Source organism: Seohaeicola sp., assembly GCF_048006315.1.
Lineage (GTDB): Bacteria > Pseudomonadota > Alphaproteobacteria > Rhodobacterales > Rhodobacteraceae > Seohaeicola.
The window spans coordinates 3,653,629-3,679,717 of the sequence record NZ_CP180350.1; the positions used below are offsets into that span (position 1 = coordinate 3,653,629).

The following is a 26,089-nucleotide window of genomic DNA, read 5'->3' on the forward strand; positions in this document are numbered from 1 at the left end:
GGGGCGGACAGCCCCCCGCTATCGGGGTCTCATCCCTCACACCGTCTCGATCCTGAGGGCCACGGGCGCATCGGTCACCACATCGGTCGCCGAGATCGCGCTCAGTGCCTCGTCCAGCGCCGCGCGGGTGGTCTTGTGCGTCACGATCAGCACGGGGGCCTTGTCGTCGACATGGTCATACTGGCGCATCCGGTGGATCGACACGCCCGCATTGCCCAGGATGGCCGCCACCTTGGCCAGCGCGCCGGGTTTGTCGCGCAGGATCATCCGCAGGTAATAGGGCGCCGGCAGCACCGACTGGGCGCGCTGCGCGGTGGTCAGGGTGCTGGCGGGCTGGCCGAAGACCGGCAGGCGGAAGCCACGCGCGATGTCGCAGACATCGGCCATCACCGCGCTGGCGGTGGGGCCTTCGCCCGCGCCCGGTCCGCGCAGCACGATCTGGCCCACGGAATCGCCTTCGATCACCACCATGTTGGTGCCGCCGTCCAGCTGGCCCAGCGGACTGCCCGCGGGCACAAGGCAGGGCGACATGCGCTGTTCCAGGCCGCGTCCGGTCATCTGCGCCACGCCCAGCAGCTTGATCTTGTAGCCCATGTCGGCCGCGTGGCGGATATCGTCAAGGCTGACGCGCTGGATCCCCTCCAGTTCGATCCCGTCGAAATCCACGCGGGTGCCGAACGCGATCGAGGACAGCAGCGCCAGCTTGTGACCGGCATCGATCCCGCCCACGTCCAGATTGGGATCGGCCTCCAGATAGCCCAGCTTGTGCGCCTCTTCGAACAGAACGTTGTAGCCCTGTCCGGTCGCTTCCATCCGGGTCAGGATGTAATTGCAGGTGCCGTTCATCACCCCCATCACGCGGGTGATGCGATTCGCGGCCAGCCCTTCGGTCAACGCCTTGATGACCGGAATGCCACCGGCGACAGCGGCCTCGTAGCGGATGACGCGGCCTGCCGCCTCGGCGGTTTCGGCCAGGGCATGGCCATGGATCGCCAGCATCGCCTTGTTGGCGGTCACCACGTCCTTGCCTGCGGCAAGTGCCGCCTCGGTGGCGGCCTTGGCCGGTCCGTCCGAGCCACCCATCAGTTCCACGAAGACGTCCACGTCATCGCGGGTCGCCAGCGCCACGGGATCGTCTTCCCAGGCGAAGCGCGACAGCGATACGCCGCGATCCTTGTCGCGGGTGCGCGCCGAAATGGCCGAGATCGTGATCTCGCGCCCGGTACGGGCGGCCAGAAGGGCAGCCTGCTGTTTGACGATCTTGACGACACCGATGCCGACAGTGCCCAATCCGGCAATGCCAAGGCGCAGGGGTTGGGTCATCGGGGCCTCCGTGAAACGCTATGCGATTAAATCCGTGATCAGCCGCGATGTATCGGGTTCGGATCATCCTTGCAACGCCGTGCGGCGGCTTTTGCGCCGCGCGGCCACACCGGGCGGCCTGCGCCTGTTGCGATCAGGGTTGCGCCTTGGGGATGTCGGTCGGCGTTTCGGTCCCGGCGGATGTGTCTATCTCGGTCTCAAGCCGTTTGCGCGCATCGGCATCAAAGCCCGCGCGCCGAAGGGCCTCTGCGCGGCTGTTCAGGGCCGCCATGCGGTCTTCCAGGGTTTCGGGCGTGTCCGGCTGGATCGCGTTGTTGGTCGCTGTCCGCAGCACGTCTTCGGCGGGTTGCAGCCTGGGAAAGTCGCCGCGCGCATCGGCCTCGGTCATGCGGGCATCGAGATCCGGAAACGTGGTGCAGGCGCCAAGCCCTGCAAGACCCGCGCAAAAAAGCAGGTGGAACCGCCGGGGCAGGCTGCGTCGCGATGGGTGCGGATGGGCGGATGCGGACATGAGGCGCACTTTCGATGTTGGCCCCGTCATGCAACAGCCTTGCTTGTGTTGCAAGCATGCAGGCGGCGGGGTCGTCCTTGTCGGCTGGGCTGCAGGAATGCCGCTTTGATATGAACGCATGTTCAGATAAGACGACACCATGGCACGCACTGCAGGATCTCATTCGGATATCACCGGGCCCAGGGTCGCACAGGCGGCGCTGCGACTGTTCGCGCGCCACGGCTATGCGGCCGTATCCATGCGTCAGATCGCGGCCGAGGTGGGCGTTCAGGCAGGTGCTCTGTACAATTACACGCCGGACAAGCAGAGCCTGCTGTTCGATCTGATGCGCGGGCATATGGACGAATTGCTCGCGGCCCGCGCCACGGCCCCCGCGCCGGGCGATCCCGTGGCCAGTCTGGAAGGGTTCACCCGGTTTCATATCCGGTTTCACCTGGAACGGCCCGATGCCGTCTTTGTCTCGTACATGGAGTTGCGCAACCTGACGCCCGATAATTTCGCCACGATCGAAGGGTTGCGCCGCGCCTATGAGGATGAGCTGGAGGGGATCCTGCGCGCCGGCGTGGCAGCGGGGGTCTTTGCCGTGGCGGATACAAAGATCACGACACTTGCGGTGATCGCCATGCTGACGGGGGTGACTACGTGGTACCGGACCGGTGGACGCCTGAACGTGGCGCAGGTGGAAACCATCTATTGGGACATGGTGCGCAAGGCCGTCGCCGGCTGAGCGGGGCGCGGCGCGATCCTGACATCGCGCGCCATCGCCGCCATGCGGGCCTGCTGGGCGATTGCGACAAATCCCTCTCGCATCGCAAGGGCAGGCGGGCTAGTTACGCGCGAACGGCAGGCTCTGCATGGCGCTGGGCCGGGCAGGTACACAGAGGATCGGGATCAGATGCAGCACGAGGTTTTGGCGACCGTATCGGCCACTGGCGCAAGGCGTGTCATGGCGATCACCGTTCTTGTCGTGCTGGGCGGGGTGCTGGTGTATTTCGCCCTGGCGCAACCGCCCCAGGCGCTGGGCTGGCAGGTGGTCATGCTGGGCCTTGGCGTCGTCGTGCTGCTGCTGGCCGAACGCATGCGCCGCGCCGAGGTCACGGTTCTGGAACTGACGCGCGACGGCCTGCGCGAAAAGGGGGGGCAGATGCTGGTCCGCATGGATCAGATCGCATCGGTCAACCGGGGGGTCTTTGCCTTCAAGCCCTCGAACGGCTTTGTCATCATCACCCATGCGCCGCAGCCGCTGCACTGGAATCCGGGGCTGTGGTGGCGGGTCGGTCGGCGGATCGGCGTGGGCGGGGTCGCGCCAGCGGTTCAGGCCAAGTACATGGCCGACGTGATGCAGGCGGTTCTGAGCGAAGGCGCCGACAGCCAGGCCTGAGCGAGGCAGGTTGCGCGGTCAGCGCGGCCCTGTCTCAGCTTTCGAATTTGACCTGCGGCGCAAAGCGCGGACGGGTGAAGACCAGATTGTACAGATCCTGCTGGTTGATGCCGACATTGAAGGGCGGCTGGTAGTTCGACCATGTCTCGACCAGGATCAGCCGCTCGTTGTCGGGCACCGCGGGAAGACGGTTGCGCATGTTCACCAGGTCGGCATTGCTCAGCACCGGCACGCCGCCGCGCTGCTGCGACCAATCGCGATAGAACTTGTTCTCGCTTGCCCGGAAATAGACGACCGAGACGCGCATCCGGGGCGCGGAAGCCGAGCGGGACAATTCGTCGAACAGGTTGATTGCACCGTCAAGATACGCCGGCGTGATCGGAACCACCTCGCGCGAGATCATGTCGCCGATGGTGAAGGCCGCCTTCACGTTCAACCCGTTCTGCCGGTAGCCGTCGAAGAAGACCAGCATCGACAGCATGGCCCAGAACAGCATCGGGAACATGATCACCGCCTCAAGGGTCAGCGTACCATCGTTATCGCGTGCAAAGCGCGCCAGCGTCCAGCGAAGAAACCGGGGCGGTGTCATAGCGGCTCCTGTACGAAGGCTGTGGACGAGATCATGGCGGTATAGCCGGACTCGTTGTTGTTCTTCAGATCGCGGCCAAGGCCCGACAGCGGAAAGATCGGCTCGAACATGGCGCAGATGCGCAGCAGCATCATCTCGTTCTGCATGCCGTTGGTGAAGGTGCGGACGGGCTGCACCTCTTCGGCATGGTTGACGCAGTCGTAATCCGCGGGCGGCGGGGTCCAGTTGCGCAGGTCCATGCGGATCATCTCGATCTTCACATTGTCCTCGCAATCCGGGATCGCGCCGGCGCGTGCGCAGATCGTATCGCGGATCTGGGCATATTGCGGGGCGGTTCCGGTTCCCAGGCGGATGTCGCGCACGGTCAGGTCGACCGCACGGTCCAGCAGCGTGTGGCGCATCGTGATGAAACCGACCTCGACAGCCGAGACGAGGATGATGATGAAGGCCGGAAACAGGATGGCGAATTCCAGCGTGGCGGTGCCATCCTCGCGCCTTGCAAGACGGCGCAGGGTGTTGACCAGACGGCCGGGACGGAAGGGGCGGGGCAAAGTACGGCTCATTGTGTCAGCCTCAGTTTGCGGATGGAGGTGGCGATCGAGGAGAAGGCGCTGGCGATCTCCAGACCGTCCACGTCAAAGGCGTGGTTCGGCGAACTTGCGCAGTTGCGCAGCAGCGACTGGCCAATGGACGGGGCCTCGAAGGCGACGGTATAGATGACGACACCCTGGTTCTTGACCTGTGTGCACAGGTTCAGAAGGCGGTTGTTCATCGTCGTCACCTCATGCGGGCCGGGGCTTTGCAGCGTGCCTTCGCGGGTGCGCAGCATGTCGATCCAGCCGTTCAGGCTGCCGCCCAGGGCGCGGCGGTACAGATGCTGTGCGGCCCACTGGACGCGCAGCTCAGACCACACGTTCTGCCAGTCAAGACGGATCGCCGAGCCGTTGGAATAGACATCCGTACAGACCCGGTTCCGCCAGTTGCCCGTGCAGGACTGGGTGACAGTGCCGCCCCAGGGGACAGGACCCCAGTTGCCGGTGTGAGGAATCCAGTACTTGTCGTCGCCGCTCACGCCCGCGTGGTAGATCGAATAGCGGTTGTCAGACGTGTTGCGGAACACGGTCGAGGGACCCGAGCGGAAGCCGTCATTGACGTATTCATTCGGCCAATGCTCCCCGTCGGTCATCAGAACGATCACCTTCAGAACCTCGGGGTTGTTGTATTCCAGCGGCCGGCCCGCAAAGGGGGCGATCACCACGTTCTCGCTGACCAGTTCCGACACGACGCTGCGCGCGCTGGGATCCAGCAGGGCACTGCCCCACCGCATGCCCGCGTCGATCGAGGTCGCCCCGACAGGCTGCAGGTTGTTGATATGGCCCTTCAGCTGGGTGATGTTGTTGCTGTGCACCCGGATGCGGTTCACCGGGTTGGCATCGCACCAGCGGTTCACGCTCGAGGGGGTCATGCTGCTTGTGCTGTAGCTGGAGCTGGTGTTCGAGCTGTTGTAGGTGTCCGCGAACACATGCTGCGGCATCGGCAGGTTGCGCGACAGGGCGGCCGAGGTATAAACCGATGCCGGCAGGTCCACGCAGAACGTGTTGTTGTGCCGGTTGGTGATGTTGTACTTGTCGATCAGGTCGGGGCCGACGTTGACCTGGCCGTTGTAGGGCACGATCGAGATCGACACCTTGTCCTGTTCCGTATTGGCGAAGATCGCGTCGATGAACTGGCCACCCGCGGTGCGCAGGTTGCCGATCTTGTTGTTCGAGGCCATCGAACCCGACACGTCCAGCACCAGCGAAATCTCGACCGAGTCCACGCGCTCTTCCGCGGTGCCGGCCGCGGGTGCGCTCATGGTGTCGACGCCCAGCATGTGGATCAGCTGCGTGTTGATCGTCTTGCGCGCGGTCGCGCTGACCGAGCGATAGCCAAGACCTTCGCTGACCGTCACGCCCGTGACCGATCCGCCAAGGCCGGATTTGGTGAAGTATTCGTTGACCACATCCGTGGGGTCCATGGTCTGGTCGATGTCTGCCGCGGCCAGGACGGCGCGGTCCAGCGTACTTTGAAGTTTCGCGCGCTCCATCTCGAAACGCATCATGTCAACGCCAAGCGAGCCGACGAAAAGGATCATCAGCAGCATGAACACCGAAAAGATCACCAGCGCGCCGTCTTCGTCGCGTCGGAATACGGCCAGGCTGAAACCGCGGCGCCGCATGCGATCGCGCGCCGTCGTTGATCCGCCACCGTTCTTGACGATGTCGTCTTTGCAGTTGTCCTTGTTTGCGTCAGTCAGCATGTGAACCTCGAGAACTTGGACCGTCCATTCGGACAGAAAGGCAAACCCTTTGGGGACTTGACCAAAGCCGTGTTTGCGGGCCGAATATGGCTGATTTTGGGCGTGAATGAAGAAATTTATCTGTATTTTCAGTCAGTTGATGCACATTGTTGGGGATTTCGCAGGATTGTCCGCTGAGGTGAAACAAAGATTTCCCTCTCCTTCGATAGGCAGGTGCCGCCTTTTTTCCGACGCTTTCCTGTCGAAGGGTCTTTCGTGCCGCGCGATCCCCCGCCCGGGGTGACAGATTCGTCCTGTCATGACCGGGGCGAGGCCCGACCGGAAAAAGATGCATTTGGCACGGTGGGCTGTTAACTCTTCCATCATCGACAGCATTGCATCTTGCGGGTGCCGGCCCCCCGCCGGACACCGCATCAGAAAGGATGGACGATGACCGAAGCCAGGGAGACGAGTTTTCGCGAAAGCGTGGATCTGATGTTCAATCGCGCGGTGGCGCTGATGGACCTGCCGCCGGGGCTGGAGGAAAAGATCCGTGTCTGCAACTCGACCTATACGGTGCGCTTCGGGGTGCGCCTGCGTGGCCAGATCCAGACCTTCACCGGCTATCGCTCGGTCCATTCCGAACACATGGAGCCGGTCAAGGGCGGCATCCGCTATGCGATGGGCGTGAACCAGGACGAGGTCGAGGCGCTGGCGGCGCTGATGACCTACAAATGCGCGCTGGTCGAGGCGCCGTTCGGCGGCTCGAAGGGCGGCCTCAGGATCGATCCGCGCCAATATGACGAACACGAGCTGGAGCTGATCACCCGCCGCTTCGCCTATGAGCTGATCAAGCGCGACCTGATCGACCCCGCGCAGAACGTGCCCGCGCCCGACATGGGCACGGGCGAGCGCGAGATGGCATGGATCGCCGATCAATATGCGCGGATGAATACCACCGACATCAACGCGCGGGCCTGCGTGACGGGCAAGCCGCTGAACGCGGGCGGCATCGCTGGCCGGGTCGAGGCGACGGGGCGGGGTGTGCAATATGCCCTGCGCGAGTTCTTCCGCCATCCCGAAGACATGGCGGCGGCGGGCCTGACCGGATCGCTGGATGGCAAGCGGGTCATCGTGCAGGGCTTGGGCAACGTCGGCTATCACGCGGCCAGTTTCCTGCGCGACGAGGACGGATGCCTGATCACCGGCATCATCGAACGCGACGGCGCGCTTGTCGATCCGCGCGGCCTTGACGTCGATGCCGTCCGCGACTGGATCGCGAAACATGCGGGCGTCAAGGGCTTTCCCGGCGCCGAATATGTCGAGAACGGCGCGCTTGTGTTGGAACAGGACTGCGACATCCTGATCCCTGCCGCGCTGGAAGGGGTGATCAACCGCAGCAATGCCCCGCGCATCAGGGCGCCCCTGATCATCGAGGCGGCGAACGGCCCGGTCACGGCTGCGGCCGATGACATCCTGCGCGACAAGGGCACCGTGATCATCCCCGACATGTATGCGAATGCGGGCGGTGTCACCGTGTCCTATTTCGAATGGGTCAAGAACCTCAGCCATATCCGGTTCGGCCGGATGCAGCGCCGCGCGGAAGAGGCGCGGACGCGGCTGCTGATCGACGAGCTGGAGCGGCTTGATCGCTACCTGGGCGATGCCTGGGCGCTCAGGCCCGCGTTCAAGGAGAAGTATCTGCGCGGCTCGGACGAGCTGGAGCTGGTGCGCTCGGGCCTGGATGACACGATGCGGATCGCCTACCAGTCGATGCGCGAGGTCTGGCATGCCCGCCCCGAGGTCAAGGACCTGCGTACGGCCGCCTATATCGTCTCGATCGGCAAGGTCGCGGCCAGCTACCGCGCCAAGGGGATCTGAGGCAGGCCCGCGCGCGCCCCGCATGCCGCCCCGTGGCAACGGGACATGCGGGGCGCGTGCGGGGGGCTGCCATCTTTGTCGCAGGGACGGGATACGACGATCCGTGTCGCGAACGGGCAAGGAATTTCGCATCCACTGTTGAAACTCGGTCCCGAACCGGTTCACTGACCGGAAAGAGAAGGGACAGGATGATGCGCTTTTCAGGGCTTCGCGTGCTGAAAGAGGGGCTGACCGGCAACAAGGGCTGGACGCCGCACTGGCGGGATCCCGCGCCGAAACCGGAGTATGACATCGTCATCATCGGCGGTGGCGGGCATGGCCTGTCCACGGCCTATTACCTGGCGCGCGAACATGGTCTGACCAATGTGGCGGTGCTGGAAAAAGGCTATATCGGCGGCGGCAACGTGGGGCGCAACACCACCATCGTGCGGGCCAACTATTTCCTGCCGGGCAATTCGGAATTCTATTCCCATTCGCTGAAGCTGTGGGAAAACCTGGAAAATGATCTGAATTACAACGTGATGCATTCGCAGCGCGGGCTGATCAACCTGTTCCATTCCGACGGGCAGCGCGACGCCTTCGCCCGGCGGGGCAATGCGATGATCAACCAGGGTGACGATGCGATCCTGCTGGACCGCGAGGGCGTGCGCAAGCATCTGCCCTATCTGGATTTCGACAATACCCGATTTCCGATCTACGGCGGGCTGCTGCATCCGCGCGGCGGCACCGCGCGGCATGACGCGGTGGCCTGGGGCTATGCGCGCGGCGCCGATCAGCGCGGCGTCGACCTGATCCAGAACTGCGAGGTGACGGGCATCGACATCGAGAATGGCGTGGTCAAGGGCGTGCAGACCACGCGCGGCGCGATCCGCGCCAAGAAGGTCGGCATCGTCGTGGCGGGCCGGTCCGGGCAGGTGGCGGCGATGGCAGGCATGCGCCTGCCCATCGAAAGCCATGTGCTGCAGGCCTTCGTCACCGAAGGGATCAAGCCGGTGATCGACCATGTGATCAGCTTCGGCATGGGGCATTTCTACATCAGCCAGTCCGACAAGGGCGGGCTGGTGTTCGGGGGGGATCTGGATTTCTACGCCTCCTACGCCAGCCGGGGCAACCTGCCGATGACCGAACATGTGATGGAGGCGGGCATGACCCTGATGCCGATGATCGGCAAGGCCAAGGTTCTGCGCTCCTGGGGCGGGATCATGGACATGACGCCCGATGGCAGCCCGATCATCGACAAGACCCATGTGGACGGTCTCTATATCGATTGCGGCTGGTGCTATGGCGGGTTCAAGGCGGTTCCGGGCTCGGGCTTTTCCTTTGCCCATCTGATCGCCACGGATCGCCACCATGAACCGGCATCGCGGTTCCGGCTGGACCGGTTCCGCACCGGGCGCGGCCTGATGGACGAAGAAGGCACGGGATCGCAGCACAACCTGCACTGACCATGATGACGCTGTTCACTTGCAACACTGGGCCGGGGCCAGCGCCGGTCGACACGGAGACGACATGAGGATCACCTGCCCGATCTGCGGCGAAAGGGACCGCCGCGAATTCTACTACCAGGGCGATGCCGTGGCCCTGCGCCGCCCCGAGGTCGATGACACGCCCGAGGAATGGGACGCCTACCTGCATCTGCGCGACAATCCCGCCGGCGTGACGCGCGACCTGTGGTATCACGAGACCGGCTGCGGGGCCTGGCTGGTGGTGACGCGCAATACCGTGACGCATGAGGTGCTGGGGTCGGTGCTGGCGCGCGATGCGGCAGGGGGTGCGGCATGAGGCTGGGCAAGGGCGGGCAGATCGACCGCAACCAACGCATCGCATTCCGCTTCGACGGTCACCGCTACGAAGGCTTTGCCGGGGATACGCTGGCCTCGGCGCTGCTGGCCAACGGGCAGCGCCTGCTGGCGCGCTCCTTCAAGTATCACCGCCCGCGCGGCGTGCTGACGGCAGGGTCCGAAGAGCCCAACGCGCTGGTGACCATCGGTGAGGGGGCCGCGCAGGAGCCGAACGTCCGCGCCACGGTGCAGGAATTGCACGAGGGGCTGGAGGCGCGCAGCCAGAATGCCTGGCCCTCGCTGGAGCTGGACCTGCTGGCGGTGAACGATCTTGCCGCGCCCTTCCTGGCGGCGGGGTTCTATTACAAGACCTTCATGTGGCCGCGCGCCTTCTGGGAAAAGCTTTACGAGCCGCTGATCCGCCGCGCCGCGGGCCTTGGGGCGCTGTCGGTGCAGAACAACGAAGATCGCTATGAACGTGTCTTTGCCCATTGCGATCTGCTGGTGATCGGGGCAGGGCCTGCAGGGCTGATGGCGGCGCTGATGGCGGCGCGCGCCGGGGCCGATGTGATCCTGTGCGACGAGGATACGCGCACCGGCGGGCGGCTCAATGCCGAAACGCATGAGGTTGCAGGCCAGCCCGGTGCCGATTGGGCGGCGTCGGTCACGGCGGAACTTGAGGCGATGTCCAATGTCCGCGTACTGACCCGCACCACCGTCACCGGCGCCTACGACCAGGGCACCTATGGCGCGCTGGAACGGCTTGCGCCGGGCGTTGCCGCTCGCAAGGGTGCCCCGCGTGAGGCGTTCTGGCGCATCGTTGCGCGCCGTGCGGTGCTGGCCGCGGGTGCGCTGGAACGGCCCGTGGCCTTTCGCAACAACGACCGCCCCGGCGTGATGATGGCGGGCGCATTGCGCGCCTATGTTAACCGCTGGGCCGTCAGCCCGGGTCGGGCGGTGACCGTCTTTGGCAACAATGACGATGCCCATCGCACGGCGGCGGACCTGCTGGCCGCAGGCGTGCATGTGGCGGCCCTGATCGACAGCCGCGCGGATGCGGTGACGGATCTGGACATTCCGTTCTTCAAGGGCGGGCAGGTCTGCGACGCGCATGGGCGCAAGGGGCTTGAGGCGATCAGCATCGCCACAACCTCGGGGATCGAGAAGATCCGCACCGATTGCCTGGCCATGTCCGGCGGCTGGAACCCGACGGTGCACTTGACCTGTCACATGAATGGCCGCCCCACCTGGAATGCGGGTCTGGCCAGTTTCGTGCCCACGCCCGGTGCCATTCCGGGGCTGGTCACGGCCGGGGCCTGCAATGGCACCATGTCCACCCATGGCTGTCTGGCCGAGGGCGCGCGCGTCGCGGCCGAGGTGCTGGGCGATCTGGGGATGAAGGCGCCCGATGTCGCCCTGCCGCAGGCCGAGGATGCGCCCTACCGGATCACCCCGCTCTGGACCGTGCCGGGCAAGGGCCGCGCATGGCTGGATTTCCAGAACGATGTCACGGTCAAGGATGTGAAACAGGCCGCGGTCGAGAATTTCCGCTCGGTCGAACACATGAAGCGCTACACCACGCAGGGCATGGCGACGGACCAGGGCAAGAATTCGAATGTGGCCGCCCTGGCGGTGCTGGCCGATGCCACCGGGCGCGGCATTCCCGAGACAGGCACCACCACCTTCCGCCCGCCCTATGTGCCCGTGTCGATTGCGGCGATGGGGGCAGGGGCGCAAGGCGCGGGCTTTGCCCCGCAGCGCTTTACCACCAGCCACCGCGCCAGCGTGGCGGCAGGTGCGCCGATGATCGAGGCGGGGCTCTGGTATCGTCCCAGCTATTTCCCGAAAGGCGGCGAAACCACATGGCGGCAATCCTGCGACCGCGAGGTCGGCATGGTGCGCAATGCGGTCGGCGTCTGCGATGTCTCGACGCTGGGCAAGATCGACATCAAGGGACCGGGCGCCGCAGCCCTGCTGGATTTCGTCTATACCAACATGTTCTCGACCCTGCCCGAAGGGCGCGTGCGCTATGGCTTGATGCTGCGCGAGGATGGGCATGTCATGGATGACGGCACCACGGCACGTCTGGGGCCGGATCATTTCGTGATGACCACCACGACCGCCGCCGCGGGGCAGGTGATGAAGCATCTGGAATTCGCACAACAGGCGCTGCGGCCCGATTTGGATGTCAGCATTTGCTCCGTGACCGAACACTGGGCGCAGTTCGCCGTGGCAGGACCAAAGGCGCGCGATCTGCTGAATGGCCTGCTCGACAGCCCCATCGACGATGCGGCATGGCCCTTCATGGCCTGCGGGCCGGTGACGCTGCAGGGGGTTGCGGGGCGGCTGTTCCGCATCTCCTTTTCGGGGGAACATGCCTATGAGGTCGCGGTGCCGGCGCGCTATGGCGACAGCCTGTTCCGCCTGCTGGTCAGCCGGGCCGAGGCGCTGGGCGGCGGGGCCTACGGGCTTGAGGCGCTGAATGTGCTCAGGATCGAAAAGGGGTTCATCACCCATGCCGAGATCCATGGCCGCACCACCGCCTTCGATATCGGCATGCAGAAGATGCTGTCGGCGAAAAAGGACTTCATCGGCAAGGCCGCCGCCGCGCGCCCCGGCCTTGTCGATCCCGACCGCGAACAGCTGGTCGGTCTGAAACCCGTGGGCGCGGTCAAGCAACTGACGGCAGGGGCGCATCTTTTCGACCGCGACGCGCCCGCCACGCGGGAAAACGATCAGGGCTATGTCACCTCGGTCGGGTTCTCGCCTACGCTTGAAAGCTTCCTTGGCCTTGCCTTCCTCAAGCAGGGGCGCACCCGCCATGGCGAGGTGATCCGCATGGTCGATCACCTGCGCGGCGTGGAAACCCTGTGCGAGGTTTGCGATCCGGTGTTTTTCGATCCTGAAGGAGGGCGCGCCCGTGGCTGATGCATCCCTGTCCCTTGTGCCCCTGACCCCCTGCGCCGGGCTGTTGCCGCTGACGGTCGGCGCGCTGTCCCTGTCCGAGGTGGAGCCCGGCCATCTGACCGCGATCGCCCCGCTCAGGGGCAAGGGTGCTGCGCTGGCTGCCGCGTTCAAGGCGGCGCATGGGCTGGACTGGCCCGCGCCCAACCGGGCCACCGGTGGGGATGATGCGCGCGCGGTCTGGTTCGGCCATGCCCATGTGCTGCTGATGGGGCCGGCCCCCGATCCCTCGCTGGCCGCGCAGGCCAGCCTGACGGATGTCAGCGATGGCTGGGCAACAGTGCTGCTGCAAGGCGCGGGGGCGGCGGATGTGCTTGCACGGATCACCCCGATCGACCTGCGACCCGGCGTGTTTCAGCCCGGTCACACCGCCCGGACAGAACTGCTGCACATGCAGGCCGCGATCACCCGGCTGTCTGATGATGCATTTCTGATCATGGGGTTCCGGTCCATGGCGCGCACGATGGTGCATGATCTGAAGATCGCGATGGAAGGGGTTGAAGCCCGCCGTGCAGGCTGACATCTTGCGCCCAAAGCATTTCATGCAAAGGTTGAAGCCATGTCCCGTTTGTCCGTAGCCCTGTTTTCCGCGAGTCTCGCGTTTCTGTCCGGTGCCGGATCTCCGGCTCTGGCTGAATCGGATGCCGAGCGGGCTGCGCGTTGCACCGGTCAGGCCAATATCGTGACACGGGCGGTCGAGTTGCGGGCCGATGGCGCGGATCAGGGGACGGCCACCGCGCGGCTTGAAGCCAGCGACAGCGGGATCGATCCGAAATACGCGCCGTCGATCTCGGTGCTGGTGGGCTGGATCTACACGCTGCCGGTGGATCAGTTGACGCCGGAAACCTCGATCGCCTTCCAGACCCAGTGCCTCGGCTACAAGCCCTGACCGGTTCCGGCGGAAGGCCGGCGATATCCACAGCTGATCGGTGTGCCGGGCATGGCCTTGGCCCTAGTCTGCGCCTATAGTCCCCTGCATGAGTCTGCCACCTGGTTTCCTTGACGAATTGCGCAACCGCATCAGCCTGAGCCAGGTGGTGGGGCGCAAGGTCATGTGGGACATGCGCAAGTCCAACCAGGGCAAGGGCGACATGTGGGCGCCATGCCCCTTCCACCAGGAAAAAAGCGCGTCATTTCATGTGGATGACCGCAAGGGCTATTACTACTGCTTCGGGTGCCACGCCAAGGGCGACGCGCTGTCCTTCGTGCGTGAGACCGAGAACGTAGGGTTCATGGAGGCGGTCGAGATCCTGGCGCGCGAGGCGGGCATGACGATGCCCGCGCGCGATCCGCAGGCCCAGCAGAAGGCCGACCGGCGCAGCCAGCTGGCCGAGGTGATGGAACAGGCGGCGCAATTCTTCGTGCTGCAATTGCGGACGGGCGCGGCGGGTGCGGCGCGCGACTATCTGGCGAAACGCGGGCTCAAGCCCGATGCGCTCGAGCGGTTCGGGATCGGCTTTGCGCCCGATGGGTGGCAAGGGCTCTGGGATCATCTGACCGCCAAGGGCGTGCCCGAGGATCTGATCCTTGCCGCTGGCCTTGCCAAACCGTCCAGCACCGGCAAGCGGCCCTATGACGTGTTCCGCAACCGGATCATGTTCCCGATCCGCGATCCGCGCGGGCGCTGCATCGCCTTCGGCGGGCGGGCGATGGACCCCAATGACAATGCCAAGTACCTGAACTCGCCCGATACCGAATTGTTCGACAAGGGGCGCACGCTGTACAACCACGGCCCCGCGCGCGAGGCCGCCGGCAAGGGCAAGCCACTGATCGTGGCCGAAGGCTACATGGATGTGATCGCCCTGTCCGAGGCGGGGTTCACCGCGTCCGTCGCGGCGCTGGGCACGGCTGTCACCGACACGCATCTGCAGCTGTTGTGGCGCATCGCGCCCGAGCCGATCATCGCGCTGGATGGTGATACCGCTGGTCTGCGCGCCGCGATGCGGGTGATCGACCTTGCCCTGCCGTTGCTGGAGGCGGGGCAATCGCTGCGCTTTGCGGTCATGCCCGAGGGAAAGGACCCTGACGACCTGATCCGCGCCAGCGGGGCAGGGGCGATGCAGGCGCTGCTGGATCAGGCGATCCCGATGGTCGATCTGCTGTGGCGGCGCGAGACCGAAGGACAGGTCTTTGACAGTCCCGAACGCCGCGCCATGCTGGACAAGGCGCTGCGCGCCAAGATCAAGCTGATCAAGGACCCCTCGATCCGCGCCCATTACGGCGAGGCGCTGAAAGAGATGCGGTGGGACCTCTTTGGCACAAGGCGCAAGGCCGAGGGCGCGCCGCGCGCCCCGCGCGCCGCATGGACACCGGGCAACGCGCGCTGGCAGGCGGCCCCGGTGCCGCAGCCCAGCACCAAGTCATCCCTTCTGGCGCAATCGGGCGAGGATGTGGGCGATCACCTGCGCGAGGCGGTGATCATGGCCACGCTGATCACCACCCCCGCCGTGATCGAGGAATTCGAAGCGCAGATCGACATGATGGAGTGCCTTGATCCGGGGCATGCCGCGCTGCGTGACGCGATCCTGCGCATGGCGCTGTCCTTTGCGCAGGATGCGGATGCGTTTCGGCAGGCCGTGTCGGACGAAGTTGGCGCCGATGTCCTTGAAAGCCTGTTCGCGCTTCCCCATGTCCGTATCGTGCCCCCGGTGCGTCAGCCCGGAAATACCGAAATGGCGCGCATGACCATGGCCGAAGAACTGGCCAAGCTGACATGCCAAAGGGGGCTTGCCTCGGAAATCGCCGAGGCCGAGGAGGATCTTGAAGGGATTGCCGATGAGGCTGTGACATGGCGGCTGGGACAGGCGGCAGAGGCGCGCAACCGCGCCCTTCGCAGCCAGCAGCAGGACCGCACGGAATACGAGACGGGCCCGAACGGGGCGCGAATCAATCGCGACGAACGCAGTGCGCTTGATGCGCTCGTCGGCAAGATTACTTTCACCAAACGGGGCAGATGAAGGTTTTATGAAGGAATTGATAAAGAAATCACGGTAAACGGTTTGCGAATCACCGCGAATCAAGGTTGATTCGGAAACGAATCAATCGGCAGCCCAAGCACAGCCTCGTGTGCCGCAGATCGACCGCGACAGACCGACCGCCAATGCAGGAGCATTTCATGGCCGCAAAAGACACCGACGACACGCCGCAGGACGATCAGGACACCGAAGTCTCCCTCGACATGAGCCAGGCCGCGGTCAAGAAGATGATCGCAGAGGCGCGCGAACGGGGTTACATCACCTATGATCAGCTGAACCAGGTCCTGCCGCCGGATCAGGTCTCGTCCGAGCAGATCGAGGATGTGATGTCGATGCTGTCCGAAATGGGCATCAACATCATCGAAGACGAAGAAGTGGATGACGAAGAGGCAAAATCGACCGCCGTCGTCGATATCTCGTCCAACCGTGATCTGGCGCTGGCCTCGGGCACATCCGAAAAGCTGGACCGTACCGATGATCCGGTGCGCATGTACCTGCGCGAAATGGGCAGCGTGGAGCTGCTGTCGCGCGAAGGCGAGATCGCGATCGCCAAGCGGATCGAGGCCGGGCGCAACACCATGATCGCAGGGCTTTGCGAAAGCCCGCTGACCTTTCAGGCCATCACCATCTGGCGCGACGAACTTCTGTCCGAAGACATCCTGCTGCGCGACGTGATCGACCTTGAAGCCACATTCGGCACCCAGTTGGGCGAGGATGGCGATGTGGGCGATGGCCCCGTGGTGGCCGCCGCCAATGTCGCCCGCGCCCCGCGTGCCGCAGGCGAGGACGAGCAGGAGCTGGACGCCGACGGCAACCCGATCAGCCGCGATGATGACGACGACGAGGACGAGCAGGCCAACATGAGCCTTGCCGCCATGGAAGCCGCGCTGAAGCCGCGCGTGCTGGAAACGCTGGATCGCATCGCCGAGGATTACGCCCGCCTGTCCGAAATGCAGGACAGCCGCATCTCGGCCACGCTGAACGAGGATTCAAGCTTCAGTTCGGATGATGAAGGCACCTATCAGACCCTGCGGTCCGAAATCGTGCTGCTGGTGAACGAGTTGCACCTGCACAACAACCGGATCGAGGCGCTGATCGACCAGCTTTACGGCATCAACCGCCGTGTCATGCAGATCGACTCCGCGCTGGTGAAGCTGGCGGATCAGGCGCGCATCAACCGTCGTGAATTCATCGACGAATATCGCGGCTACGAGCTGGATCCGAACTGGCTGGACCGGATGGCCGAAAAGCCGGGTCGCGGCTGGCAGGCGCTGATCGAACGCTCGGCCGACAAGGTCGAGGAACTGCGCGCCGACATGGCGCAGGTGGGCCAGTACGTGGGCCTTGATATCAGCGAATTCCGCCGCATCGTCGCGCAGGTCCAGAAGGGCGAGAAGGAAGCCCGTCAGGCCAAGAAGGAAATGGTCGAGGCGAACCTGCGCCTGGTGATCTCGATCGCCAAGAAATACACCAACCGCGGCCTGCAATTCCTTGATCTCATTCAGGAAGGCAACATCGGCCTGATGAAGGCGGTGGACAAGTTCGAATACCGCCGGGGCTACAAGTTCTCGACCTATGCGACCTGGTGGATCCGGCAGGCGATCACGCGATCGATCGCGGATCAGGCGCGCACCATCCGCATCCCCGTGCACATGATCGAGACGATCAACAAGCTGGTCCGCACGGGCCGGCAGATGCTGCACGAGATCGGGCGCGAACCCACGCCGGAAGAACTGGCCGAAAAGCTGCAGATGCCGCTGGAAAAGGTCCGCAAGGTGATGAAGATCGCCAAGGAACCGATTTCGCTGGAAACGCCCATCGGGGACGAGGAAGACAGCCAGCTTGGCGATTTCATCGAGGACAAGAATGCCGTGCTGCCGCTCGACAGCGCCATTCAGGAAAACCTCAAGGAAACGACAACCCGCGTTCTGGCCTCGCTGACGCCGCGTGAGGAACGTGTGCTGCGCATGCGTTTCGGCATCGGCATGAACACCGATCACACGCTGGAAGAGGTTGGCCAGCAGTTCAGCGTGACCCGCGAACGCATCCGCCAGATCGAAGCGAAAGCCCTGCGCAAGCTCAAGCATCCGTCGCGCTCGCGCAAGCTGCGCAGCTTTCTGGACCAGTAAACCGCGCCAAGGCGTTGTCAGGGCGGCCCCGTATCGGGGGCCGCCTTTTTCATGCGGATTTCACGCATCTGTGTGCGCGGATCGTTTTACTCGCGCTGTCCCGTGCTCTACCCTGGCGGTGATACTTTCCAGCTCAGGACAGCGCACATGCTTCGATTTTCGCATCGCCCCACCTCGACCCTTGCCGTCGTCCTCATGCTGGCGCTGGCGGGGCCCGCGGCCGCGTACCGCCCCAATATCCCGCTTGACGTGGTGCCCCTTGGCGATCCCGGCGCCTTCGAGGTGATTGAAGCCCGTGGCGCGGGACCCTCGCATATCTGGTGCGTCGCGGCGGATCATGCGTATCGCGTGCTGGGGGCTGCGGGTACGGACCGCATCTATCTTGTGGCACCGCGCGGCCCCAGCCAGAGCATGCCGGACCGCAAGGCCGTGGGCTTCGCCATGTCGCCTGCGCAGGCGAATGCTGTGCCGGCGGCGGCAAAACCCTTTCTGGGTGGGCTGCTTCTGGCGCAGATGCAGGCCGGCTCCAGCCTTGGGGTTGCCCAGGCGCTGCAATATTGCACCGACCATATCGAGACGGATTGACCGCCGGGCGGCGATCAAGGGGGGGATGACATGAGACAACTCAAAGGATCCGCATTTGCCCTGTTGCTGCTCTGCGCCGGATCGGGCCTTGCCCTGACGGGGCAGGTCCAGGCCTTTCCGGGGCAGATCGAATTGACCGTGATCAAGGTGCCCGGCAGCCCCGATTTCGAAGTGGTCGAAGAACATGGGGCGGGGCCCCGCCAGATCTGGTGCGCCGCTGCCGAACATGCGCGCGACGTCGCCCGCCTGCCCACCGCGCAGCGGCTTTACATCGCGCGCGGGCTGGGCGTCAGCGATCTGGCCGGGGGGCGCAAGACGGTCCGTTTCAGCCCCGGCCCGGTCGCGGCCGAGGGGCCGCGCCAGGATGGGCCCTATACGATCACGCTGCGCGATGTCGGCGCCTCGCTGTCGATCGGTCATGCGCTCAGCTATTGCGATGACCGGATCGAGGATCTGTTCGACCGCTTCTGACGGCCTGTGCGGCTTGTGCAACAGCGGCATGGCCAAAAGGCAACGCCCTATCTTGCGACAGGAATTTCCGTCTACCCAAGACTTGGCGCAGGGCCTATAGTGCCTGTGGATAAGTGGGGGGCGAACTCCACAGCCAGAGGCAGAGATGATGAAGGGGGCCGGGCATGCGCTGTCCGTTTTGCGGAAATATTGACACACAGGTGAAGGATTCCCGTCCGGCCGAGGATCATGTATCGATCCGGCGGCGGCGGTTCTGTCCGGCATGTGGCGGGCGTTTTACGACCTACGAGCGCGTGCAGCTGCGCGACCTCGTGGTGATCAAGTCCAACGGCCGCCGCGAGGAATTCGACCGCGACAAGCTGGAGCGCTCGATCCGCATCTCGCTGCAAAAGCGCCCCGTTGAGCCCGAGCGGATGGACCAGATGGTCTCGGGGATCGTGCGGCGGCTTGAAAGCATGGGCGAGACGGACATCCCCTCCAAGGTGATCGGCGAGATCGTGATGGAGGCGCTGGCCCGTATCGACACGGTTGCCTATGTGCGTTTTGCCAGCGTCTACAAGAACTTCCAGGCCGCGGACGATTTCGACAAATTCGTCTCGGAACTGCGTCCCGACACCGCCCCAGAGACGTGACGCGGCTTTGGCACGCGCCACGGACACAGACTTCATGGCTCTGGCCCTGTCCCTGGGCCGGCGTGGCCATGGGCGGACCTGGCCCAATCCGGCAGTTGGCTGCCTGATCGTCAAGGATGGCCGCATCGTCGGGCGCGGCTGGACCGCGGCGGGCGGACGCCCTCATGCCGAACCGCAGGCGCTTGAACGGGCCGGGGCTGCGGCGCGCGGCGCCACGGCCTATGTCAGCCTGGAACCCTGCGCCCATCACGGCAAGACACCGCCCTGCGCGGGCGCGCTGATCGCGGCGGGCATTGCCCGTGTCGTGGCGCCGCTGCAGGACGATGATCCGCGCGTTTCGGGGCGCGGCTTTGCCATGCTGCGCGCGGCCGGGGTCGCGGTGACGACGGGCGTGCTTGCGGATCAGGCAGAGCGCGACCTCGCGGGGTTCTTCCTGCGCATCCGCGCCGGTCGTCCCCGCGTGACGCTCAAGCTGGCCTCCAGCTTCGACGGGCGCATCGCCACGGCCACGGGCGAAAGCCAGTGGATCACCGGACCCGAGGCGCGCCGCCTTGTCCATGCGATGCGCGCGCGCCATGACGCGGTGATGGTCGGGGCGGGCACGGCGCGTGCCGATGATCCGGCGCTCACGGTGCGCGGCCTTGGCATCACCCCACAGCCCGTCAGGATCGTGGTCTCGCGCAGGCTGGATCTGCCCCTGACCGGGCAACTGGCACGTACCGCGGGTGAAACGCCGGTCTGGATCTGCCATGGCGCGGATGCCGATCCCGGCCTTCTGTCAGCCTGGAGCGATCTGGGCGCGCGGCTTCTGCCCTGCGCGCTTCAGGCGGGGCGCATCGATCCTGCCGCGCTGTTGCAGGCGCTGGGGCAGGCGGGGCTGACTTCGGTCTTCTGCGAAGGGGGCGGGGCGCTGGCCGCGTCACTGCTTGGGGCCGATCTGGTAGACGAGGTGATCGGCTTCACCGCCGGGGTGATGATCGGCGCCGAGGGGCAGCCCGCCCTGGGTGCCATGGGGCTTGCGCGGCTGGCCGATGCCCCCCGTTTCCGCCTGGTCGAGGCGCGGGCGATTGGTGCCGACATCCTGCACCGCTGGCAGGCACAGGGCTGACGCCCCCGCTTCTTCTTGCTTTAAATATCCAAATCCTGCCGCCCGCCTCAGCCGCGCCGCCACAGATGGGCCTGGCCCGCGAACAGCCCCTGTGCCTTGGCCAGCAGGCGGTTCGCCCGCCCGCCGCGGGCAACGGCACCGGTGGCCAGCCGCTCCAGCGCAACCTCGACCGGGCAGGGCAGGCCGGTGACCGGATCGCGGTAGCGCGGATAGTCGATCAGCGCCGCATGCACGAGGCCTTCAAGGCTCACATGCGCCTGTCGGCGCGGCAGGGCGGGGCCACGATGATCGGTCAGGCCCCAACCCGCGTAGAATGGCGCGCCCAGCGTGACCACGCGCCGCCCCCGGATCAGCGCCTCGAACCCCAGAAGCGAGGTCATGGTCCAGACCGCATCCACCTGCGTCAGCAGGGCTGCGGGATCGGTGCCGGACAACACCAGATCCGCCAGATCGCCCGCATCGGTCAGCGCGCCGGGGCGCAGGCCTGCCTCTACATCGGGATGGGGCTTGTAGATCACGAAGGCTTGCGGATGCGCGGCCCGCGCAGCCTCCAGCAGTGCGCCATTGGTGCGGATCTCGCCCGCGCCCAGCCGGATCGAGGCGTCATCCTCGACCTGGCCCGGCACCAGGATCACCTGCCGGTCTGCAGCCAGGCTGCGGATGTCGGGCGCGTCCTGACCAAGGTTGTACTTGCTCAGTCCCTGCGCGATCAGCGCCTCCATCAGGGCGCGGGCGCGCATGGCCTGATCGGGGCGCAGGCTGGCGCGGCTGGCGATCATCCGCTCCAGGCGGCTGTCGTGGTGCGGATCGTAGTAGATGCCCAGATCGTCGCAGACCAGTGACAGTGGCGGCACCAGATCGGCCCCCAGGCCGCGCGAACGCAGGAAACCGTCCTCGACCCTGACGGCGCCGTCGGTGGCGCTATCGGCCTTGCTGGCCCAGACCATGGCGCGGCGCCCGTCCCGTGGCAGGCCCTCGCGAAACCTGACCGGGCGGATGCCGCCGAAAAAGCCGTTGATCGCCCCGCGTTTCCACAGGCGCATGCCACTGGCCTGCCAGCCGCGCCGATCCTCGCGCCAGGCACGGACCTGCGCATCAAGGGTCGAAATGGCCGTCTCCAGTGGGCACAGCCTGTCGCGGAAGGGATCGTACCAGACGGGATAGAGGATCATCGCGGCGGCAAAAAGCTGCGCCCGCGTCAGGTTGCGCTGGCGCCGGGCGAGGGGGGTGAAATCATGGCTCAGCCCCCAGCCGGCATAGAAGGGCTGACCGAAGACATGCGGTTTGTGACCCGCAAGGATCGCCTCGAACCCCATTTGCGAGGATACGGTATAGACGGCGATCGCGCCGTCCAGCAGGGCACGGGGGCTGACCGGCGTATCAAGCATGGTGATGTCGGCCCCAGGGGCCAGGGCCAGGGTGCCCTCGTCGAAATAGCCGGGGCGATGGCCGGCATTGGTTTCGGGATGGGTCTTGATGACGATCCGCGCGCCGGGATTGTCCTGACAGGCATGAAACAGCATCTCGCGGAAGGTGTTGGAATCCGCACGCCCCTGCCGGACCGAGGCATCGCCGCGCGTCTGGTCGATCAGCAGCACATAGCCGGGCGCGGGCAAGGCGGCGCCTGGGTCATGGGCATTGTACTTGCTCAGATCGGCCTCCTGCAGGCGGGCCATCGCCGCGCGGGCACGGTCCAGCAGCGCGCTGTCATCCAGCGGATGGGTCGCCAGCAGCACCTCGAGGTCCGAGGGCTGCGCGGGGTCGAAATGCATGCCCCGGCTGTCGATGATCAGGCCAAGCGGCAGGTCCCCGTCGCGGCCGGGATGGACCGAACGCAGAAAGGCATCCTCGATCCGCACAAGGCCCGCGCCAGTCTGGTTTGCCATCGCCTCGCCCCGCGCGGCATAGGGGGAATGGCCCCAGACCGCGATCCGGTCATCGGGCGTGGGCACGCCAAGCCGCAGGTCGTACCCGGCCAGTTCCACGATCCGCCGGATGCGCGGCTGGGTCAGGAAGCCCGCGTTGAAATAGAAAAGCCGCCGGGAGGGTTGTCCCCCGGCGGCCTTGTCACTTGTGCCGTTCTGCACCGCGGATCACAGGCCCGAGGGCACGGTCGTCAGCGTGTCGACCGCCGTCAGCGAACCGGTCAGCGCGGCGATCGCCTTGCTCCACTGGGTGAACGGCGCTTCGGTCACGTAGAGCGTATCGCCATCGCGCACCGAAAAGTCGCGGGCCATGAACAGCCCGTTGGGCTGCGTCAGATCCAGCACGTAGATCATGCGCTGCGCGCCCTGCAGGTCGTCGCGGCCCAGCACGGTGTTCGCGATATCGGCAGGTTCGTTGCGCAGGATGAAGACGCCGGTCGGGTCGGAACTCGATGTCAGCAGGCCGCCGACCTGTGCGATCGCCTCGATCCCCGACAGGGTCTGGCTTTCGAAATTCACCCGCGACTGGCTGCCGGTGGCCCCAAGCGCCGTGAAGGACCGCGTGTCGCCCTCGACCAGGATGCGGTCACCGCCACGCAGGGCGATGTCAAAGCGCGGGTCGCGGAACAGGTCCTGGAACCAGACCTTTTCGGTGTGCTTGCCACGGATCACGGTGACCTGTGCGATCTCGGGTTCGATCGACACGCCGCCGGCCTGCGCCAGCATGGCGGCAAGGGTGCGTGTCGGACGCTCGATGGGATAGACGCCCTGGCCGCCCACGGCGCCCACCAGCGAGACGGTGGCCCCGTCACCCGCAAGGCGGCGCACCTGGACCTGCGGGTCCGGTGTCTGATCCTTGAGGCGCTCGGTGATGATGCGCCGCAGCGCCTCGGGGGTGTTGCCCGCGGCTTTCAGGCGGCCCGCATAGGGCACGAAGATGAAGCCTGCGCCATCCACCTGCACCTCTTCGAGGATGGTGGAATTGGCCCCGGTGCTGGCCAGAAGCCCGTCATCGACGTTTTCCCAGATGGTCAGCCCCAGCGTATCACCGGCCGAGATCGTGTCCGATCCCACAAGGCCTGCGTTGACGAAGCTTTCCGAAAAGCCGAGCGCGGGCACGACAGAGGTTGCGCGCGTCACGCGGTCATTGACGGTGACCACGAAGGCATCGCCCTCTTTCTGCACGGAGCCTGCAAAAATCTCGCGTTTGTTGGGGCCGACTCGGGGTAGACCGCAGGACGCCACAAGCGACACAACTACAAGAAGGGCGACGGACTTCGCCCAGGGATTTGCCAGGGGTTTCACTGCACGGTCTCCTCGACCTGATATACTGCCTCAACACACTTTTTTGTCGTGCCAGCCGTTCATGCGGCGGCACATTTATGTTTATCGGGCAACCCTATCCCGAAGAGACACGTAAATCCAGCGCCTTGAGCGGCCTTGTTCACGTCACCACGCGCAACTGTTGCCGTGGTGCCGCGGTGCCCGAACGCAGCGCATCATAGGGATCTTCGGTCGACAGCATCATGTCGACCACCTGGCGCAACAGCTGCCGACGCCCGCGTGTCGAGTAGAATCCGCCCGGAACCTGGCTTGTTTCCAGCAGATAACGCCGATAATCGCGATAGGCGCGCCGGTCGGGGCGGGTCGCGCCCGCGAAGAATTCGGCCAGCGGCTGGGACGAGACGAATTCCGGCTTGGCATAGACAGCGTCCCCGAACACCTTGAGCGGAATTCCGCGCCACAGCACCTGTTGGGCGGCGGTGGAATTGATCGTCACGGCGCTGCGCGCGCCTTGCAGAAGTTGCGCAAGCTTGCCGCCGCTGACGAAATGGACCCGGTCCCGCACGCCGGACGCGCGGGCGATCCGGGCGATTTCGCGGGCCAGCGGGGTGCGGCCATTCTCCAGCGGATGGGCCTTGATCACCAGCCGGTGATGCGAGGGCGCGCCCTGTGCAAATCCGCGGATCACGATCTCGAGGAATTCGGCCATCGAGGTGAAGGGCGAATGCATGCGGAAACTGGCGTCATGTTCCAGCTGCAGCAGGGCCAGATGATAGGGAAAGCCGCCATGTCGGATGCGCCATTGCGCCACGCGCCGTTCCAGCGCGCGCCACGGCATCCCGATCAGGCGGCGCAGGTAAAGCTGGAATTCCTGGGTGACGCCCAGCTCGCGATGGGGGCGGAAATGGCGATACTGCCCGTTCCGGAACATGACGAACCAATGATAGAGCGCGCCGTAGAAGATATGCTGGCGCATGTCGCCCCAGCGTGCGGGGGGCTCGGGCGCGTCCATGTCGGATGTGGACAGGGCCGCGCGCATCTCGGCCACGCTGGTCTGCATCAGCCGCGAATGGCCGTTCGACCCGCCCCTCTCATAGGTGACCCAATAGGGGCGGATATACCCTTCCTCGAAGACATGCACGGTCACGCCCGCGGCCTTGGCCGCCGCGATCGCCTGGGCATGGATCTGGCGGGTATCGCCATAGAGCACGAGGTCGGTTGCGCCCTTCTCGGAGATCAGCACGCGGATCCGGTCGGGCCATTCCTCGGGGGGGGCGCGAAAGGGGATGTAGCTGGCGGGATGAAACCAGAAGGCCCGGTCGCCCGCATTGAAGCCCACGCGCCAGACCTGGGCGCCGGCCTGCCGCAACATCTGGGCGAGGCTGTGGAAGAACGGGCCATGCGGCCCTTGCAGGAACAGGAAGACCCGGTCACCCGGCGGGGGGGAGGGGTGTGCACTCATATCCGTCAGAACCAGTTTCACCATTTCACGCCGTCCTGCATAGACGGGTTCCACGGCAAAAATATGGCTCTGGTGCGGTGCATCTTGTCTCTGTGGCGGGCAAGGGCTAGGTCTCGGATCACGCTGACGGAACACCGCTGGCGGCTTGAGGTCAAGTGCGCCGCGCGATGCGGGCGCATCAGCGGACGCATGAGGGGGACGACATGTTCACAGGCATCATCACCGATATCGGCACCCTGCGCGCGGTGGAACAGCGTGGCGACCTGCGCGCGCGCATCGGCACCGGCTACCGGGTGGAGGGCATCGACCTGGGCGCCTCGATCGCCTGTGACGGGGTCTGCCTGACGGTGGTCGCCAAGGGCAGTGACGCCACCGGCGGCTGGTTCGACGTCGATATCTCGGGCGAAACCGTGTCCAAGACCAACCTGTCGGGCTGGGTGACGGGCAAGCGCGTCAACCTGGAACGCGCGCTGAAGGTGGGGGACGAATTGGGCGGGCATATCGTGTCGGGCCACGTGGACGGGCTGGCCGAGGTGGTGGCGATCCGCGAGGATGGCGACAGCACCCGCGTCACCCTGCGCGCGCCCAAGGCGCTGGCCCGCTTCATCGCGCCCAAGGGATCGGTTGCGCTGAACGGTACATCGCTGACCGTGAACGAGGTCGATGGCTGCGATTTCGGGATCAATTTCATCCCCCATACCAAGCAGATGACCACATGGGGCGATGTGGGCCTGGGCGATCAGGTCAACCTCGAGATCGACACGCTGGCGCGCTATGTCGCGCGCCTGGCCGAAATGTCCTGACCCCGAC

23 protein-coding genes are annotated in these 26,089 nt (G+C 65.4%); 15 read left to right on the top strand and 8 right to left on the bottom strand.

From position 1 onward, the window contains the following. Positions 1–36 precede the first annotated feature (36 nt). Positions 37–1,323, bottom strand: coding sequence for a homoserine dehydrogenase (locus ACMUJL_RS18095; RefSeq protein WP_068286989.1), 1,287 nt, complete (start codon positions 1,321–1,323; stop codon positions 37–39). 133 nt (positions 1,324–1,456) lie between these two features. Further along, complete coding sequence (locus ACMUJL_RS18100) at positions 1,457–1,864, bottom strand: hypothetical protein (RefSeq protein ID WP_375571951.1); 408 nt, start codon at positions 1,862–1,864, stop codon at positions 1,457–1,459. Positions 1,865–1,973: 109 nt separating this feature from the next. Between ACMUJL_RS18100 and ACMUJL_RS18105 the strand changes: the two genes are divergently transcribed. Both ACMUJL_RS18105 and ACMUJL_RS18110 read left to right on the top strand, forming a co-directional pair. Beyond that, positions 1,974–2,561: a TetR/AcrR family transcriptional regulator gene (locus ACMUJL_RS18105; protein ID WP_068286983.1), complete on the top strand. Its 588-nt coding sequence runs from the start codon at positions 1,974–1,976 to the stop codon at positions 2,559–2,561. Positions 2,562–2,729: 168 nt separating this feature from the next. Next, positions 2,730–3,215 carry a hypothetical protein gene (locus tag ACMUJL_RS18110; protein ID WP_416914376.1) on the top strand — a complete coding sequence of 162 codons (486 nt, stop codon included), beginning with the start codon at positions 2,730–2,732 and terminating at the stop codon, positions 3,213–3,215. A gap of 34 nt (positions 3,216–3,249) precedes the next feature. On the opposite strand, the gene ACMUJL_RS18115 is transcribed toward ACMUJL_RS18110, so the two are convergent. Genes ACMUJL_RS18115 through ACMUJL_RS18125 form a run of 3 tightly spaced genes read right to left on the bottom strand, consistent with a single transcriptional unit; the run spans position 3,250 to position 6,103 of the window. Beyond that, entirely contained in the window at positions 3,250–3,804 is a 555-nt protein-coding gene (locus ACMUJL_RS18115) for a TadE/TadG family type IV pilus assembly protein (protein WP_375571945.1), read from the bottom strand. Further along, positions 3,801–4,367 (bottom strand): TadE/TadG family type IV pilus assembly protein, encoded by a 567-nt coding sequence (locus ACMUJL_RS18120; RefSeq protein ID WP_068286972.1) that lies wholly within the window; start codon positions 4,365–4,367, stop codon positions 3,801–3,803. Before ACMUJL_RS18120 ends, ACMUJL_RS18115 begins: the two co-directional genes overlap by 4 nt. Beyond that, on the bottom strand, positions 4,364–6,103 hold the full coding sequence (locus tag ACMUJL_RS18125) for a pilus assembly protein TadG-related protein (protein WP_375571943.1): 1,740 nt from the start codon (positions 6,101–6,103) through the stop codon (positions 4,364–4,366). The genes ACMUJL_RS18120 and ACMUJL_RS18125 overlap by 4 nt, the downstream gene beginning before the upstream one ends. Before the next feature lie 429 nt (positions 6,104–6,532). Here ACMUJL_RS18125 and ACMUJL_RS18130 point away from each other — a divergent pair, with 429 nt between their 5' ends. The 12 genes from ACMUJL_RS18130 (at position 6,533) to ribD (ending at position 20,608) form a co-directional block, all read left to right on the top strand. Then, on the top strand, positions 6,533–7,963 hold the full coding sequence (locus ACMUJL_RS18130) for a Glu/Leu/Phe/Val family dehydrogenase (RefSeq protein WP_068286963.1): 1,431 nt from the start codon (positions 6,533–6,535) through the stop codon (positions 7,961–7,963). Between the two features lie 191 nt (positions 7,964–8,154). Continuing rightward, entirely contained in the window at positions 8,155–9,408 is a 1,254-nt protein-coding gene (locus ACMUJL_RS18135; RefSeq protein WP_068287088.1) for a sarcosine oxidase subunit beta family protein, read from the top strand. Between the two features lie 64 nt (positions 9,409–9,472). Next, positions 9,473–9,745 carry a sarcosine oxidase subunit delta gene (locus tag ACMUJL_RS18140; protein ID WP_068286960.1) on the top strand — a complete coding sequence of 91 codons (273 nt, stop codon included), beginning with the start codon at positions 9,473–9,475 and terminating at the stop codon, positions 9,743–9,745. Then, positions 9,742–12,672, top strand: coding sequence for a sarcosine oxidase subunit alpha family protein (locus ACMUJL_RS18145; protein WP_375571940.1), 2,931 nt, complete (start codon positions 9,742–9,744; stop codon positions 12,670–12,672). The genes ACMUJL_RS18140 and ACMUJL_RS18145 overlap by 4 nt, the downstream gene beginning before the upstream one ends. Then, positions 12,665–13,228, top strand: a complete 564-nt coding sequence (locus ACMUJL_RS18150) for a sarcosine oxidase subunit gamma (protein WP_375571938.1) — start codon at positions 12,665–12,667, stop codon at positions 13,226–13,228. The genes ACMUJL_RS18145 and ACMUJL_RS18150 overlap by 8 nt, the downstream gene beginning before the upstream one ends. A 39-nt stretch (positions 13,229–13,267) precedes the next feature. Further along, positions 13,268–13,597: a hypothetical protein gene (locus ACMUJL_RS18155; protein WP_068286952.1), complete on the top strand. Its 330-nt coding sequence runs from the start codon at positions 13,268–13,270 to the stop codon at positions 13,595–13,597. An 88-nt stretch (positions 13,598–13,685) separates the two neighbouring features. Then, the gene (dnaG, locus tag ACMUJL_RS18160) at positions 13,686–15,665 is read left to right on the top strand and encodes a DNA primase (protein ID WP_068286947.1); all 1,980 of its coding nucleotides are present in this window, start codon (positions 13,686–13,688) and stop codon (positions 15,663–15,665) included. 158 nt (positions 15,666–15,823) lie between these two features. Then, positions 15,824–17,812, top strand: coding sequence for an RNA polymerase sigma factor RpoD (gene rpoD / locus ACMUJL_RS18165; RefSeq protein WP_416914377.1), 1,989 nt, complete (start codon positions 15,824–15,826; stop codon positions 17,810–17,812). A gap of 147 nt (positions 17,813–17,959) precedes the next feature. After that, entirely contained in the window at positions 17,960–18,397 is a 438-nt protein-coding gene (locus tag ACMUJL_RS18170) for a hypothetical protein (RefSeq protein WP_375571932.1), read from the top strand. Positions 18,398–18,427: 30 nt separating this feature from the next. Further along, the gene (locus tag ACMUJL_RS18175) at positions 18,428–18,868 is read left to right on the top strand and encodes a hypothetical protein (protein ID WP_138176602.1); all 441 of its coding nucleotides are present in this window, start codon (positions 18,428–18,430) and stop codon (positions 18,866–18,868) included. A gap of 164 nt (positions 18,869–19,032) precedes the next feature. Next, positions 19,033–19,500: a transcriptional regulator NrdR gene (nrdR, locus tag ACMUJL_RS18180; RefSeq protein WP_068286940.1), complete on the top strand. Its 468-nt coding sequence runs from the start codon at positions 19,033–19,035 to the stop codon at positions 19,498–19,500. A 7-nt stretch (positions 19,501–19,507) separates the two neighbouring features. After that, a complete protein-coding gene (ribD, locus tag ACMUJL_RS18185) occupies positions 19,508–20,608 on the top strand; it encodes a bifunctional diaminohydroxyphosphoribosylaminopyrimidine deaminase/5-amino-6-(5-phosphoribosylamino)uracil reductase RibD (protein ID WP_375571930.1) in 1,101 nt (366 codons plus the stop codon). 47 nt (positions 20,609–20,655) lie between these two features. Here ribD and ACMUJL_RS18190 read toward each other — a convergent pair whose 3' ends face one another. The 3 genes from ACMUJL_RS18190 to ACMUJL_RS18200 form a co-directional block, all read right to left on the bottom strand. Then, positions 20,656–22,695: a capsular polysaccharide biosynthesis protein gene (locus tag ACMUJL_RS18190; RefSeq protein ID WP_375571928.1), complete on the bottom strand. Its 2,040-nt coding sequence runs from the start codon at positions 22,693–22,695 to the stop codon at positions 20,656–20,658. Between the two features lie 6 nt (positions 22,696–22,701). Beyond that, positions 22,702–23,838, bottom strand: coding sequence for a polysaccharide biosynthesis/export family protein (locus ACMUJL_RS18195; protein WP_068286933.1), 1,137 nt, complete (start codon positions 23,836–23,838; stop codon positions 22,702–22,704). 139 nt (positions 23,839–23,977) lie between these two features. After that, positions 23,978–25,303: a capsule biosynthesis protein gene (locus tag ACMUJL_RS18200; protein WP_416914379.1), complete on the bottom strand. Its 1,326-nt coding sequence runs from the start codon at positions 25,301–25,303 to the stop codon at positions 23,978–23,980. A 179-nt stretch (positions 25,304–25,482) separates the two neighbouring features. On the opposite strand from ACMUJL_RS18200, the gene ACMUJL_RS18205 reads away from it, so the two are divergent. Next, positions 25,483–26,082 (top strand): riboflavin synthase, encoded by a 600-nt coding sequence (locus ACMUJL_RS18205; protein WP_068286930.1) that lies wholly within the window; start codon positions 25,483–25,485, stop codon positions 26,080–26,082. Positions 26,083–26,089 lie beyond the last annotated feature (7 nt).